Consider the following 14,428-nt stretch of genomic DNA (forward strand, 5'->3'; position numbering starts at 1 on the left):
TCGATGGAGGCGGAACGGGGGCACTGCTATGATCCGGATGGATACGAATTGAACAAGAACAGTGCAGGTTTTTTGAACAAGAGGACAACATGATTCCGGTTTCACAGGTGTGGCCAGAGGAGTTGGCACGGCTTTATCGCCAGAAAGGCTATTGGCGCGGTGAAACGTTCGGCAGCATGCTGCGGGAACGCGCCCAGGCGCATCCTGAGCGCATCGCCCTGGTCGAGGGCGAGACCCGCTGGAGCTATGCCGAGCTGGATCGCCGGGCAGACCTGCTGGCCGCAGGGTTTCTGGCTGAGGGGCTGAAGCCCGGTGACCGGGTGATCGTCCACCTGCCCAATGTGCTGGCGTTTTTCCCGGTAGTGTTCGGGCTGTTCAGGGCCGGCATCTTGCCTGTGTATGCGCTGCCCGCGCACCGGATCACCGAGATCGAGCATTTCGCCCGTTCGTCCGAAGCCGTAGGGTATGTCATCGCCGACCACCAGGATGGTTTCGATTACCGTGAGCTTGCGACCGAACTGTGTCAGCGGGTGCCGGCCGTGGCCCATGTGTTCGTGGCGGGCGAGGCGGGCCCCTTCCGAGCGTTGGACGATGTCAGCCGTGCCGGTGAAACCGCCCCGGCGCCCGCGACCGGGCCACAGCCCTCCGATGTGGCGTTCATGCAGATCTCGGGTGGCAGTACCGGGCTGTCCAAGCTCATTCCGCGTACGCATGACGACTATATCTACACGCTGCGTGCCAGTGCCGAAATCTGCGGGCTGGACGGCGACAATGTGTTCCTGGTCGTGTTGCCGATGGCACACAACTATCCCATGAGTTCGCCGGGCGTGCTGGGGGCGTTGTATGCCGGGTCGCGCATCGTGCTGTGCCCTTCACCCAGCCCCGAAGTCGCTTTCCCGCTGATTGAGCGCGAGCGCGCCGACATGGTCAGCCTGGTGCCGCCGTTGCTGCTGGTCTGGTTGGATGCGGCCGAACAGACGACGCATGATCTGTCGAGCCTCAAGGTCATGCAAGTCGGGGGGGCCAAGCTGATTCCGGAAGTGGCCCGGCGTGTACGCCCGCTGCTGGGCGTGCAGTTGCAGCAGGTGTTCGGCATGGCCGAAGGGCTGGTCAACTATACCCGGCTGGATGACGATGACGAAACCATGATCGGCACCCAGGGCCGGCCGATCAGCCCTGACGATGAAATCCGGCTGGTGGACGACCAGGACCGCGATGTGCCTGCGGGCGAACCGGGCAATTTGCTGACGCGCGGGCCCTATACGATTCGTGGCTATCACAACAATCCGACGGCCAATGCCCGTTCGTTTACCGAGGATGGCTTTTATCGGACCGGCGATATCGTGCGCCTGACCGAGCGTGGCTATCTGGTGGTACAGGGGCGGGCGGGTGACCATATCAACCGCGGTGGGGAAAAAATTTCTGCCGAGGAGGTCGAGGACCACCTGCTGGCGCACCCTGGCGTGTTCGATGCCGCCGTAGTGTCGATGCCCGATGAATATCTGGGCGAGCGCAGTTGTGCCTTCATCATTGCCCGTGGCGAAAAGCCGCGCGCGGTTGATCTCAAGCGCTGGATACGCGAGCGCGGGCTGGCGGCCTTCAAGGTGCCGGACCAGATCGTCTTTGTCGACAAATTCGCAGCCACGGCGGCAGGCAAGATCAGTCGCAAGGAATTGCGTGCGTCGTTGCGTGCCATGCTGGCAGAGCAGGAACAGGAGAAACAGGGTGGCTGAACTGACGCTGGAGAGCATGCGTGCCGATCTGGCCCGTGCCTTGCATGAAGACCCATCGGCGCTGGCCGATGATGACAACCTGATCGACTTCGGGCTCGACTCGGTGCGTGCCATGACGCTGATCACACGCTGGCGTCAGGCGGGCGCACAACTCGAATTTGCAGAGTGTGCGGCACGTCCGGAACTGGGATACTGGTGGGAACTGGTGCGGAGCCGACGTCAGTCATGATCGACCACATTGCAGCACCGCTGACCGAGGCACAGACCGGACTCTGGTACGCGCAACGTCTGGACCCGTCCAATCCGATCTTCAATACCGGCCAGTATCTTGTGCTGGATGGTGCGTTGGATATCGACCTGTTCAGGCAGGCCGCCGATACGGTGGCACTGCAGGCTGATGCATTGGTCATGCGCGTACAGGAGACGCCGGATGACGGCCCGGTACAGGTGCCGGAGCCGGCCTTCCGGCCGCTGCTGCAAGTGATCGACCTGAGTGGGGAGGTTGACCCGCTGGCTGCGGCGCAGCAGCGGATGCAGGAGGACATGGCGACGCCGCTGGACCCGTCGGCCCGGGCCATGGCCTGCCAGCAACTGTTTGTGCTGGGGGCGCTGCGCCATGTCTGGTACCTGCGCGTGCACCATGTCGCCATCGATGGCTATGGCATGGCGCTGCTCGAAGCCAAGGTCGCCCAGTGGTACCGCTGGCTGAGTGCCGGACAGGGGGCGGCACCGGCCGCGTTGCCGTCTTGCGCAGCCGTCCTGCAGTCCGACGCCGATTATCGTGCCGGCGAGCGCCGTGAGCGTGATCGCGCCTGGTGGCTGGAGGCGTTTGCCGAGCCGGGCCTGGTGGCCAGCCTGGGCGAAGGCCTGCCCGTCAGCGGGCACACCTTTCGCCATGTGTCGGCGGCCTTGCCGCACGCCTGCGAGCGTGCCGTGCATGCCCTGGCCGATCGCATCGATGTGGCCTGGCCCGATGTGCTGACCGGCCTGACGGCAGCCTATCTGTGTCGCCATGCGGCTGCGGCCGAGACTGTGGTCGGCGTACCCTGGATGGGGCGCATGGGCGATGCCAGTGCCGAGATTCCGGCCATGGTCATGAATGTGTTGCCGGTACGCATCCGGCCTGACGAGCAGGCACCGTTGTCCGACGTCATGGTGGATGTCATGCGCAGCCTGCGCCAGGCCCGTCGGCATGGCCGTTATCGCAGCGAGCAATTGCGCCGCGATCTGGGGCTGCTGGGGGGGCAGAAACGTCTGTACGGTCCCATGATCAACGTGTTGCCCTTCAGCGATGCCGGCAATTGGCCTGATGGTCTGGCTGCGACGCGACATGTCCTGGGAACGGGGCCGGTCGATGACCTGACGTTTTCCTTCCATGCAGATGGCAGTGGGGCCGGGTTGGTGTTGGATATCGATGCCCATCCGGATCTCTATGATGATCAGGTGGTGCAGGCACATCTGGCGCGGCTGCTTTGCTTTATCGAGGCAGCGGCGCAGGCGGATACCCTGGCTCAGGTACAGACACTGACGCCGGCGGAGCAGGTGTATTGGACGCACACGGTCAACGATACCGCGCATCCCGTACCCGATACCACGCTCTGGGCCCTGATCGAGGCAGCGATGCTGCAATATCCGGAGCGACTTGCGCTGACGGACGTACAGCAGACTCTGGACTATGCCGCGCTCGATCTCGAAACCCAGCGCTGGGCGGCTATCCTCAGGCAGCACGGCGTGCGACGAGGCGATATCGTCGCGGTGGCACTGCCTCGCGGCAACGACCTGGCGCTGGCCCTGCTGTCCAGCTTGCGGGCGGGCGCGGCATATCTGCCGCTGGATATCGAACATCCCGCCGGACGTTTGCAAACCATACTGGAGGCGGCACAGCCCAGGGTCGTGCTGACGACAGCCGAGGTTGCCGCCAGGCTGCCGGCCGTGCCGCAGCAACTGTGGGTCGAACGAGATTGCGATGCCAGCCGTCTGGTGCTCCTGGATGACGGGCAGGCCGCTGACAATGCGCCGCAGGCCGACGATGCAGCCTATATTCTGTATACCTCAGGTTCTACCGGAACCCCCAAGGGGGTGGTGATCGAGCATCGTGCCATCGTCAATCGCCTGCTGTGGATGCAGCAGCATTACGAAGTGGGCATGGATGAGCGCATCCTGCAGAAAACCCCGGTCACGTTCGACGTGTCGGTCTGGGAGTTCTTCCTGCCGCTGATGTCCGGTGCGACTCTGATCATGGCTCCGCCGCAGGCGCATCGCGATCCGGCCTGGCTGGCAGCCCTGATGCGTGAGCAGGCGATCACGACGCTGCATTTCGTGCCCTCGATGCTGGCGGCTTTCCTTGACGAGCCCAGCATCGACGGGTTGGAGCCGCGTCGTATTTTTTGCAGCGGAGAGGCTCTGCCGGCCGCGTTGCGTGACCGGTTCCACCAGATGCTGCCGGGTGTGGAACTGCATAACCTGTACGGGCCGACGGAGGCGGCGGTGGATGTGTCATGGTGGCCCGCTTCTGCCGATGACCGCTCCGTGCCGGTGCCCATAGGTTTTCCCGTCTGGAATACGGCCCTGTACGTCCTGGATGACGCGATGCGGCCTTGCCCGCCCGGTACGCAGGGGCATCTCTATCTGGCGGGCCGCCAGTTGGCGCGTGGCTACCTGGGGCGGCCCGACCTGACGGCAGAGCGTTTCGTGGCCGATCCGTTCCGTGTCGGCGAGCGCATGTACGCGACGGGCGATCTGGCCCGCTGGCGTGCCGACGGTGCCGTCGTGTTCCTGGGGCGATCCGATCATCAGGTCAAGATCCGTGGCCAGCGTATCGAGCTGGATGAGGTCGAGGCGGTGCTTGCGCGTGCCGAAGGGGTGGGCCAATTGGCGGTGATCGCGCATGCCGATGCGCGTGGCGAAGCCTGGCTGGTGGCCTATATCGTGCCGCACGATCCGCAGCAGGCACCTGCGACCGAGGCATTGCGCCAGCATCTGGCCGCGTTCGTGCCCGATTACATGATTCCTTCCGTATTCGTGATGTTGCCGGTGCTGCCGGTTACGGCCAATGGCAAGCTGGATCGCAAGGCCTTGCCGGTGCCGATGTTCTCCGGCGTGGCGGGGCGCGAGGCAGAAGGGGCGACGGAAAAAAGGCTTGCTGCCTTGTTTGCCGAGGTTCTGGGATTGTCGCAGCCCGTGGGGGCCGAGCAGGACTTCTTCGAAATGGGCGGCCATTCCCTGCTCGCAGCCCGGCTGGTGCAAAAAGTACGCCAGACCTGGCCACATGCCGTCGGCCTGGGGCTGGTCTTTGAACATCCTACCGTGGCCCGCATGGCTGCCTGGCTCGAAGTCCTGGATAGGGCTGCCGAGGCAGAAGGGGCTGCTGCGGAGTCGAACATACCCAAGGCGGGTGGGGAAGGCTTCGGCCCCTGGCTGGTACTGGCCCAGGGGGCGGCACATCCCGATGCTGCACCGCTTTACTGCCTGCATCCGGCGGGTGGACTGAGCTGGTGCTATGGCGCACTGGGCCGGGCGCTTGACAGCCAACGGCCGGTGCATGGTCTGCAGGCGCTGGCTCTGGATCCCTCCCAGCCATCGCCGCCCAGCATGGCGGCGCTGGCCGCCTCCTATGTGGATCGTATCCAGGCCAGTCATCGGGGTGGACCTTGGCACCTGCTGGGCTGGTCGGTCGGTGGCATCATTGCCCAGGCCATGGCTGCCGAACTGCAGGACCGAGGTTTGCCGGTGGGGGTGGTGGCCATGCTCGACGCCTATCCGGCAGATTGCTGGCGTGCCCAGGTGGAGCCGCAGGAAAACATGGCGCTCAAAGCCCTGATGCATATTGCCGGATTCGATCTGTCAGCCCTTCAGGGTGCGCCGCTCGAGCGTGACACGGTGATTCGCTTCCTGCGCGCCAGCGGCCATCCCCTTGGCGAGCTCGATGATGCACAGATTGCCGGTGTGCTGCGAGTCGTGGATGACAACAACCGGATGGTACGCGAGCACCATCACCGGCACTATGGTGGCGAGATCCTGTATTTCAGGGCCGCGCTGGATCATCAGGGGCTCGATCTCCATCCCGAACAGTGGCAGCCTTATGCCGGCCGTCTCGATATCCATGACGTGGCGGCACTGCATGCGCACATGACCGGGCCAACGGCGCTGCAGACGATATTGCCGGTACTTAAAGATAGGCTTATCGGTTATGATTCTCAGTCAGGTTAGTTTTCTTTCTTGAAAGGGAGTCCCATGAATCATCGCCTTCGCGGTCTCGATCGCCGCCTCGTTCTGCGTCCAGCGCAATTTGCCGCTGCCATTGTGCTGGCCTTTGGTGCCGCTTCCGCTTCGGCGGCCGGCCTGTTCGGCCAGACCGATCCTGATTTCCAGGGGCAGGTCCAGGTCCGTGAATCGCCGGTACTGCCGGGCCAGCAGGTCACGGTCGTGGGGCAGTCCTTCAAACCGGGCCAGCAAGTCACGCTGCGTTATGGAAATACGGTTCTCAATGCCAGTCCTCTCGTGGCCGATGGCGAGGGGGGGTTCCAACTGTCCGTGGCGCTGCCTGCCGACGCACAACCAGGTGTCCATCCGGTCGTGATCACTGCCGAAAACCCGGTAGCGGCCACCGTGGCACCGTTCAAGATCTCGCCTGATGTGCCACTGGCCAATCAGGACAAATTCCGCGTCAGCGCGCAACACCTGGCACCTGGTCTGTACCAGTCCGCCTACAGCCCGAAGCATGACCAGTTGTACGTCACCACGGCGATCGGTCGCCCGCCCGTGCGCGAATCCAGGCTGCTCAAGGTCGATCCCGCTACGCTGAAGATCGAGGCCAGTGTGGCACCTGCTGCCGTGGCGGGCCGAGATGATGGTCACGTGTACGCGGTCTATGGCGTCGATGTCGACGATACGCGCGACACGGTCTGGGTGACCAATACGCGTGACAATACCGTCGCTGTCTATCGCCAGGACGACCTCTCCCTGGTGCGTCAGCTCGAGCCCGGGCTGGCCGGCCATGCCCGCGATGTGGCTGTTGATGAGCGTCGTGCCAAGGCCTATGTGTCCACGCCGGGCCAGGCCCAGGTATCGGTTTTCGATGCCGTGTCCTTCGAACCCCGTCCCGTGATCGAGATCGAGTCCGGTCTGCGTCGCCAGCCGTTCAATCCCATGAGCCTGGTACTCGATGAAGAGAGTGGCAAGCTTTTCGTGGTCAGCGCAACGGGTCAGGTCGCCGTGATCGACACCGCAACCGACGCCGTCGAGAAAGTGCTGGCCGTACCGGGTGCCCGCAGCGCTTCGGGCGTAGCTTACGATGCCCAGACCGGTCGCCTGTTTGTGGCGTCGCAGGGGGCGGACAATCTGGTGATTCTTGATGCAGCCAATGGTGAGGTGCTGAAGACTGTGGCGACGGGTGCCGGTGCGCTCAACGTCGTGTTCGATCCAGTATCGCGTCTGGCCTATGTCAGCAACCGTGGTGCCAACACTGTGACGGTGGTGGATCCCGATGGCACGATCCTGGCTGTACTCGAAGGTGGCAGCCTGCCCAACCACGCCAGCGTAGATGGCAAGGGCAATGTCTACGTGGTCAACAAGGCACGTGGCCAGGATGACCCGGAAGGCAACAAGATCCGCCGCCTGCACTATCGCCGCTGATCTGGCCCTATCCAGTCAATGAAAAAAGCCTGCCGAGGTTTACCCGGCAGGCTTTTTTCATGTTGCCAGACCAATGGCCTGGCAGGACATGTGCGTGATCAGTCGACCAGCTTCAGCGTACCCTTCATCAGGGCCTGGTGGCCGGGGAAGGAGCAGAAGAAGGTGTAGGCATCCGTGCCGTTCAGGGCTGAGATGGGGAAGGTGATGCTGTCGGTCTCGCCGCCACCGATCAGCTTGGTGTGGGCGATGATGCGGCTGTCGTCAGCCTTCAGGTAGTCGCTGGCCAGGCCGGCCTTGAGACCGTCGGACGACACGCCTTGCAGGTCGGGGGTCTTGACCAGCACCCAGTTGTGACCCATGACGTTCTTGGGCATCTTGCCAACGTGGTGCAGATTGACCGTGAACTCGGTGCATTCCTTGCTGACTTCGATGCTCTTGGTGTCGAACTGCATGGCATCATTGCTGTTGATGTCGATCGAGCAAGTGGCAGCGCTGGCGACGCCCGAAACCAGGCTCAGTGCAACGGCGATAAGGGATTTGCGAAACATGGTACATACTCCTGAATGGATTGATCTGACCCCAGTGGCAAAGATTAACGTACAGGTGAAAAAGTAGACTTGATAGAAGTCAAACTCAAAACCTCCTGACGTTTGTTTGTGCCTATGCGTTATATAGCACATAGCTTTTCAGCCGTACATGATAAGCGTTTGTGTTATCTCCGCCTGGCAATATTGTTACTGTCGACGATAGGTCAGCGCGATGTGCGCGAAGGCAGTCTGAAGCGCTTTGTTGCCAGACTGGAAGACCAGTGGACGGCCGCCGCGCCGGAAAACGATCAGGCGCTTGGAAAACAGCATGGGGACGAACTTGGCATATTGGATGTCTTCCCACGCGACGCTGCGGTGCGTGATCCAGGATTGATGCAGGCCCTGGCTGTCTATCCGGACCACTGATGTCTGCATGGCACGCACGATCACGGCCAGGCCAATGAAGCAGAAACCGACGATGCCGGCCATGACGCCGCTGATCTGCTCGAAAGGCAGGCTGGCAGCCGTGCGACCGATCTGCAGTGCGGTCAGCAACAAGACAATCCAGGCGATGGCCTTGGCTGCGCCAGGCCAGGCGGGGCCAAGCAATGGCCCCTGAGCCAACAGGGATTCTATGGCGGGCGGCAGATCCGGCGTGCCGGAGACGGGCTGGCTTGCAGTGTGGGTCATGAGATCCATGCGAATGGGCAGTGTCCTGTGTGCATTATGCCTGATTGGTGTGACGCTGCTGCTGACTCAGTCGGGCTGTGTGGCCTGATAGCGTCCGTCTGGCAGGCAGGCGACGAATCCGGCCAGTTCAAGTGCCATCAGGGCGGTCTGCAGGGGGGCTGCAGGCAGCCCTGTTCTTTGCAAAAGCGTATCCAGGTGCAGTGTTTCGCATCCCAGTGCTGACAGCAGTGCAGCACTTTGCTCATCGGCAGGTGGGCTGTGGCGAGGGGATGGGGAGGGCGCACGGCTTGGCTGGCAAGGTGGCGGCAGGACGGTGTCGATGTCTGCCATGCTTTCCGTGAGGATGGCCCCTTCCCGGATCAGTTGATGGCACCCACGGGAGAGAGGTGAGTGTATGGAACCGGGCAGCGCAAATACGTCGCGCCCCATCTCGCCAGCCAGGCGGGCCGTGATCAGCGAGCCGCTACCGTGGCTGGCCTCGGCGACCAGGAGGCCACGCGACAGGCCTGCAATCAGACGGTTACGCTGTGGGAAGCGAAAGGGTCGAGCGGGCAGCCAGGGGGGATATTCGGACAGCAGCAGGCCGTCCTGCGCCAGGATGCGATCGCCCAGCGGTCGGTGGCGGGGTGGATAGACATGATCGAGCCCATTGCCCAGGACTGCAATCGTGCGGCCACCGGGCACCTCGAGCGCACCGGTGTGCGCCGCGCCATCGATGCCACTGGCCAGGCCGCTCACGATGCACCATCCACACTCGGCCAGACATCGGGAAAACTGACGTGCGCCATCAATGCCGTAGCGGGTGGCACTGCGTGCACCGACAATGGCAAAGCCTGGCAGGTTCAGACAGTCGATATTGCCCATGGCATAGAGCAGGACCGGAGGATCGGCAATGTGCCGCAGCAATGCGGGATAGCGCTGATCGGCCTGTGTGAGAATCAATCTGCCGGGTGCTTGCTGCCAGTGTTCCAGGCGGTCGATCTTTGCGGCAGTTTGTGCCTGGAGGGGCGCTTCCAGTCGCGCTGTCAACGCGCGTGGCAGGACGGCGGGCCAGCCAGCTGACGGGCAGCTGAAAAAATCGGACGAATCACGAATGGTTTCAAGCAGGCAGCGCACGGCTATCGGACCGATGCCGGGTTCGAGGGACAGGCGCAGCCAGGCACGCAAAGAGGTGTCGACAGGAGAAGAGGATGCATGTGACATGCCATGCAGTATGAGGATGGTAGATGCGCATGCCGATACGTGTGCGACCAAATTGCGCAGTCTTTTCAAAAGTAGGCCTGTAACGAAATGGTGCTGCCTTTGCTTGATGGGATGCAAAAAATCACGCTATACTTGATGAGATTTGAAACTTGCGAATCGTGTCTGCGGACAGAATCGGCAAGCAGCAGAAAACCGGGAGCGGTGCATGGAGCAGCAGGCGCGGGAGTTCACCGAAGCAGAACGCGCAGCGCTGACCAGCCGGGCGTGCAGGGGATTGATGTGGGCGGTGCTGGCGCAGGCTGTGATGGCAGGCGTGGCAGTGTTGTTGTCGGCCATTTTTGCCGGCAAGTGGGCGGCTCTGTCGGCTTTGGCAGGCGCTCTGGCTTACCTGATACCCAATGCATTGTATGCGGCGCGACTGATGTTTCATGTCGCGCAGAGGCGTACTGGTCCGGGTGTGCTCCTTGTGGGTGAAATGCTCAAGCTGGTTGCGGTCGGGCTGCTGCTGTGGGTATTGGTCCGTGTTGCAGACGAATGGCTGGTATGGCCTGCCTTGCTGCTGGGGCTGCTGCTCACGCTCAAGGGGTATCTGCTGCTTGTGCCGTTTCGCAAGAAGATGGGATTGGATTTGTCATAAACGGGGCCTCTGGGCCTGTCTGCAAACCGGGTAGGAAGAAATATGGCTGCTGCCAGCGACGTATCGCCTCAATCTGCTTATATTCAGCACCATTTGGTGCATTTCAATACCATCGGCGAAAAGCAGACTGCGGTTGCCGATTGGTCCATCATCAACTATGACTCCATCGCCTGGTCCCTGTTGATGGGGCTGGTCGTTGTGTTCGTGCTGTGGTTGGCTGCCCGCCGTGCCACTGCAGGCGTGCCGGGTCGATTCCAGGCTGCGGTCGAAATGGTCGTGGCGCTGGTTGATGATCAGGCCAAATCCATCGTCCCCAATGCCAAAAGCCGCCTGTTTATCTCCCCGCTGGCCTTGACCGTGTTCCTGTGGGTCATCCTCATGAATGCGCTCGACCTGCTGCCGGTCGATCTGATGCCCACCATCTGGAAGCTGACCGGCCTGGGTGCCGAGCATGGTGATCCGCTGTACTTCCACCGCGTCCTGCCGACCGCCGATCTGAACATCCCGCTGGGCATGTCTCTGGGCGTGCTGCTGCTGATGCTCTACTACGGCATCAAGATCAAGAGCCCTGGCGGTTTCATCAAGGAACTGTTCACTGCGCCTTTCCATGGTCACGGCTTCGGTGCCATCATTCTGGCTCCCGCCAACCTGTTGATGAACCTGATTGAATACGCAGCCAAGACGGTTTCTCTGGCCATGCGACTGTTCGGTAACATGTTCGCCGGCGAACTGGTCTTCATGCTGATCGCCCTGCTGGGTGGTGCATGGGTCGGACTCGACGGCATGAGCATCGGTCTGGGTATTGGCCACGTGCTGGCTGGTTCCGTCTGGGCCATTTTCCATATTCTGATTGTGTTGTTGCAGGCCTTTATCTTCATGATGCTGACTCTGGTCTACCTGGGTCAGGCGCATGAAGGTCACTGACCTGTCTGCTGCTGCGGATCGGAATATCCTGAAGTTCCCCCTATAACCTGTTTTTCTGATTTCAGATTTTTAACCAAGGAGTTGTCATGACCAACGTCGCTTTCGTTGCGCTCGCTTGCGGTTTGATCATCGGTCTGGGCGCGATCGGCGCTTGCATCGGTATTGCTATCATGGGTGGTAAGTACCTGGAAGCTTCGGCTCGTCAGCCCGAGCTGATCAACACCCTGCAGACCAAAATGTTCCTGCTGGCCGGTCTGATCGACGCTGCGTTCCTGATCGGTGTCGGTATCGCTCTGCTGTTCGCTTTCGCAAACCCGTTCGTCGGCTGATTGCGCAGGCTGCTCCCGCAGCAGCGGGGGGTTCTTCACGCGTAGGCAGGGCATGCCGCGTGGCATGCCTGGCCTGGCAGAATCTGTGGCAGCGGGCCTGGCCCAATGCCGATTGATGTAATAGGGAACGACCGTGAATCTCAACGCGACGATCTTTTTCCAGATGCTCGTGTTCTTCGTTCTGGCGTGGTTTACGATGAAATTCGTATGGCCGCCCCTGACGAAGGCCATTGAAGAGCGCCGCCAGAAAATTGCCGACGGCCTCGCTGCGGCAGAAAAGGGCAAGGCGGATCTGGCCCAGGCGCAGGCTCGTGTCAGCCTCATCGAAGCTGCCGCCAAGACTGAAAACCAGGGCCGTCTGGCCGATGCGGAAAAGCAGGCTGCACGCCTGATCGAGCAGGCTCGCCATGAAGGCGAGGCCGAGCGTGCCCGTATCGTGGCACAGGCTCGCCAGGAAGCCGAGCAGGAGGCACAGCGCGTGCGTGAGTCGCTGCGCAACGATGTGGCTGTGCTTGCAGTGCGCGGTGCAGAACAAATCCTCCGGCGCGAGGTCGATGCCCGCGCACACGCCGAGCTGCTCGACCAGCTCAAGGCCCAGCTTTAATTCGGAACCGCCATGGCTGAACTTTCGACCGTTGCCAGACCCTATGCTGAAGCGCTGTTCGCTGCCGTCCGCGATGATGCGGAAGGCCTCGGGCGCTGGGCAGAACGGGTGGATGAACTGGCCCAGGTAGCTGCGCTGCCCGATGTGCAGGCTGCGCTCAACGATCCCCGCCTGTCCGCAAGTCAGCGCTTCGAGCTGTTTGCCGGACTGGTCAAGTCGGACCTGCCGCCTGCTGCCCGTAATTTCATTGAGCTGCTGACCGAAAACGGTCGTCTGTTGCTGCTGCCCGAGATTTCGGTGCAGTTCAACGCGCTCAAGCTGCGCCACGAAGGCAGCGCCCAGGCGGAAATCGTCAGTGCCTACGAACTCGACGCAGCACAGGTCGATACGCTCGTGGCCGGGCTTGAAAAAAAATTCGGTCTCAAAATCGAGGCACATGTGACGGTCGATCCTTCGCTGATCGGCGGCGTACGTGTCACGGTGGGTGACCAGGTGCTAGATACTTCCGTACAAGCCCAGCTGGCTGGCCTGCGCGACGCGCTGGCTGCCTGATGGCGACGAGATAACAGGATTCCAGGAGTCTGAACATGCAACTCAATCCGTCAGAGATCAGCGAACTGCTCAAGAGCCGTATCCAGAATCTGGCCGTTTCGACCGATGTGCGCACCCAAGGCACCGTCGTGTCCGTGACTGATGGCATTACCCGTATCCACGGTCTGTCCGACGTGATGCAGGGCGAAATGCTCGAATTCCCCAACAACACCTTCGGTTTGGCACTGAACCTCGAGCGCGACTCTGTCGGTGCCGTGATTCTGGGCGACTATAGCCACATTTCCGAAGGCGACCAGGTCAAGACCACCGGCCGCATTCTCGAAGTGCCGGTCGGCCCCGAACTCAAGGGTCGTGTGGTTGATGCACTGGGCAAGCCGATCGACGGCAAGGGTCCGATCAACGCCAAGCAGACCGACATCATCGAGAAGGTCGCCCCAGGCGTGATCGCCCGCCAGTCCGTGTCGCAGCCGCTGCAGACCGGCCTGAAGGCAATCGACTCCATGGTGCCCATCGGCCGTGGCCAGCGCGAGCTGATCATCGGTGACCGTCAGACCGGCAAGACCGCAGTTGCAGTCGACACCATCATCAGCCAGAAGGGCAAGGGCGTCACCTGCATCTACGTCGCCATCGGCCAGAAGGCTTCGACGATCAACAACGTGGTCCGCAAGCTCGAAGAGCACGGCGCGCTGGAATACACCATCATCGTGGCCGCCACGGCATCCGACTCGGCTGCCATGCAGTACCTGTCGGCCTACTCCGGCTGCACCATGGGTGAATACTTCCGCGATCGCGGCGAAGACGCCCTGATCATTTATGACGATCTGACCAAGCAAGCCTGGGCCTATCGTCAGATCTCGCTGCTGCTGCGCCGCCCGCCCGGTCGTGAAGCCTACCCTGGTGACGTCTTCTACCTGCACTCGCGTCTGCTCGAGCGTGCCGCTCGCGTTAACGAAGAGTACGTCGAGAAGTTCACCAACGGTGAAATCAAGGGCAAGACCGGCTCGCTGACGGCGCTGCCGATCATCGAAACCCAGGCCGGTGACGTGTCCGCATTCGTGCCGACCAACGTGATTTCGATTACCGATGGTCAGATCTTCCTCGAGAGCGATCTGTTCAACGCAGGTGTGCGCCCCGCCATTAACGCCGGTATCTCTGTGTCCCGCGTTGGTGGCGCTGCCCAGACCAAGGTCGTCAAGAAGCTGTCCGGCGGTATCCGTACCGATCTGGCACAGTATCGTGAACTGGCTGCGTTCGCGCAGTTCGCTTCCGACCTCGACGACTCCACTCGCCGTCAGCTGGAGCGCGGCAAGCGCGTGGTCGAGCTGCTCAAGCAGCCCCAGTACCAGCCGCTGCAGGTGTGGGAATTGGCCGTGTCGCTGTTTTCGGTCAACAACGGCTACCTGGATGATGTCGCGGTCGAACGCATCCTGCCGTTCGAGAAGGGTCTGAAGGATTATCTGCAATCCAAGTACGCTGATCTGATCCAGCGCATCGAAGACAAGAAAGAGCTGGTCAAGGACGACGAAGCCGCTCTGGTCGATGCGATCAAGGACTTCATCAAGAACGGGACCTACTGAGGCTCATGGACCTAGGGC

At 61.8% G+C, this 14,428-nt stretch carries 13 protein-coding genes; 10 read left to right on the forward strand and 3 right to left on the reverse strand.

The genetic code is table 11. The features are described 5' to 3' along the window. The first annotated feature begins 89 nt into the window (after window positions 1–89). The 4 genes from DD235_RS06010 to DD235_RS06025 are packed head-to-tail and all read left to right on the forward strand — an operon-like array spanning window position 90 to window position 7,367. Window positions 90–1,733 (forward strand): (2,3-dihydroxybenzoyl)adenylate synthase, encoded by a 1,644-nt coding sequence (locus DD235_RS06010; protein WP_109061163.1) that lies wholly within the window; start codon window positions 90–92, stop codon window positions 1,731–1,733. Further along, window positions 1,726–1,962, forward strand: coding sequence for a phosphopantetheine-binding protein (locus DD235_RS06015; RefSeq protein WP_239990059.1), 237 nt, complete (start codon window positions 1,726–1,728; stop codon window positions 1,960–1,962). Before DD235_RS06010 ends, DD235_RS06015 begins: the two co-directional genes overlap by 8 nt. Beyond that, window positions 1,959–5,942 (forward strand): non-ribosomal peptide synthetase, encoded by a 3,984-nt coding sequence (locus DD235_RS06020; protein WP_193519566.1) that lies wholly within the window; start codon window positions 1,959–1,961, stop codon window positions 5,940–5,942. The genes DD235_RS06015 and DD235_RS06020 overlap by 4 nt, the downstream gene beginning before the upstream one ends. A 24-nt stretch (window positions 5,943–5,966) precedes the next feature. Continuing rightward, window positions 5,967–7,367 (forward strand): YncE family protein, encoded by a 1,401-nt coding sequence (locus tag DD235_RS06025; protein ID WP_109061164.1) that lies wholly within the window; start codon window positions 5,967–5,969, stop codon window positions 7,365–7,367. Window positions 7,368–7,465: 98 nt separating this feature from the next. Here the strand turns inward: DD235_RS06025 and azu are convergent, their stop codons facing one another. The 3 genes from azu to dprA form a co-directional block, all read right to left on the reverse strand. Further along, window positions 7,466–7,915 carry an azurin gene (gene azu / locus DD235_RS06030; protein ID WP_109061165.1) on the reverse strand — a complete coding sequence of 150 codons (450 nt, stop codon included), beginning with the start codon at window positions 7,913–7,915 and terminating at the stop codon, window positions 7,466–7,468. Window positions 7,916–8,101: 186 nt separating this feature from the next. After that, window positions 8,102–8,584, reverse strand: a complete 483-nt coding sequence (locus tag DD235_RS06035; protein ID WP_146193439.1) for a hypothetical protein — start codon at window positions 8,582–8,584, stop codon at window positions 8,102–8,104. 66 nt (window positions 8,585–8,650) lie between these two features. After that, entirely contained in the window at window positions 8,651–9,787 is a 1,137-nt protein-coding gene (gene dprA / locus DD235_RS06040; RefSeq protein WP_109061167.1) for a DNA-processing protein DprA, read from the reverse strand. 205 nt (window positions 9,788–9,992) lie between these two features. On the opposite strand from dprA, the gene DD235_RS06045 reads away from it, so the two are divergent. From DD235_RS06045 to atpA, 6 genes are all read left to right on the forward strand, one after another. Beyond that, on the forward strand, window positions 9,993–10,424 hold the full coding sequence (locus tag DD235_RS06045; RefSeq protein ID WP_109061168.1) for an ATP synthase subunit I: 432 nt from the start codon (window positions 9,993–9,995) through the stop codon (window positions 10,422–10,424). 42 nt (window positions 10,425–10,466) lie between these two features. Further along, window positions 10,467–11,348, forward strand: coding sequence for a F0F1 ATP synthase subunit A (gene atpB / locus DD235_RS06050; protein WP_109061169.1), 882 nt, complete (start codon window positions 10,467–10,469; stop codon window positions 11,346–11,348). Between the two features lie 86 nt (window positions 11,349–11,434). Next, entirely contained in the window at window positions 11,435–11,677 is a 243-nt protein-coding gene (gene atpE / locus DD235_RS06055; RefSeq protein WP_109061170.1) for a F0F1 ATP synthase subunit C, read from the forward strand. Window positions 11,678–11,810: 133 nt separating this feature from the next. After that, window positions 11,811–12,281 carry a F0F1 ATP synthase subunit B gene (locus DD235_RS06060; protein WP_109061171.1) on the forward strand — a complete coding sequence of 157 codons (471 nt, stop codon included), beginning with the start codon at window positions 11,811–11,813 and terminating at the stop codon, window positions 12,279–12,281. Window positions 12,282–12,293: 12 nt separating this feature from the next. Then, a complete protein-coding gene (locus DD235_RS06065) occupies window positions 12,294–12,833 on the forward strand; it encodes a F0F1 ATP synthase subunit delta (RefSeq protein WP_109061172.1) in 540 nt (179 codons plus the stop codon). Window positions 12,834–12,868: 35 nt separating this feature from the next. Next, window positions 12,869–14,410 carry a F0F1 ATP synthase subunit alpha gene (gene atpA, locus DD235_RS06070; protein ID WP_109061173.1) on the forward strand — a complete coding sequence of 514 codons (1,542 nt, stop codon included), beginning with the start codon at window positions 12,869–12,871 and terminating at the stop codon, window positions 14,408–14,410. Window positions 14,411–14,428: the final 18 nt, after the last annotated feature.

The sequence above is a fragment of the Corticimicrobacter populi genome, from assembly GCF_003123725.1.
In the GTDB taxonomy this organism is placed as follows: domain Bacteria; phylum Pseudomonadota; class Gammaproteobacteria; order Burkholderiales; family Burkholderiaceae_B; genus Corticimicrobacter; species Corticimicrobacter populi.

Excerpts from the sequence above, each read along its gene's own strand:
- DD235_RS06020 (WP_193519566.1), top strand. The coding sequence starts at position 1,959 with ATGATCGACCACATTGCAGCACCGCTGACCGAGGCACAGACCGGACTC.
- DD235_RS06010 (WP_109061163.1), top strand. The coding sequence starts at position 90 with ATGATTCCGGTTTCACAGGTGTGGCCAGAGGAGTTGGCACGGCTTTAT.
- atpE (WP_109061170.1), top strand. The coding sequence starts at position 11,435 with ATGACCAACGTCGCTTTCGTTGCGCTCGCTTGCGGTTTGATCATCGGT.
- DD235_RS06065 (WP_109061172.1), top strand. The coding sequence starts at position 12,294 with ATGGCTGAACTTTCGACCGTTGCCAGACCCTATGCTGAAGCGCTGTTC.
- DD235_RS06025 (WP_109061164.1), top strand. The coding sequence starts at position 5,967 with ATGAATCATCGCCTTCGCGGTCTCGATCGCCGCCTCGTTCTGCGTCCA.
- DD235_RS06045 (WP_109061168.1), top strand. The coding sequence starts at position 9,993 with ATGGAGCAGCAGGCGCGGGAGTTCACCGAAGCAGAACGCGCAGCGCTG.
- DD235_RS06035 (WP_146193439.1), bottom strand. The coding sequence starts at position 8,584 with ATGACCCACACTGCAAGCCAGCCCGTCTCCGGCACGCCGGATCTGCCG.
- azu (WP_109061165.1), bottom strand. The coding sequence starts at position 7,915 with ATGTTTCGCAAATCCCTTATCGCCGTTGCACTGAGCCTGGTTTCGGGC.
- dprA (WP_109061167.1), bottom strand. The coding sequence starts at position 9,787 with ATGTCACATGCATCCTCTTCTCCTGTCGACACCTCTTTGCGTGCCTGG.
- atpB (WP_109061169.1), top strand. The coding sequence starts at position 10,467 with ATGGCTGCTGCCAGCGACGTATCGCCTCAATCTGCTTATATTCAGCAC.
- atpA (WP_109061173.1), top strand. The coding sequence starts at position 12,869 with ATGCAACTCAATCCGTCAGAGATCAGCGAACTGCTCAAGAGCCGTATC.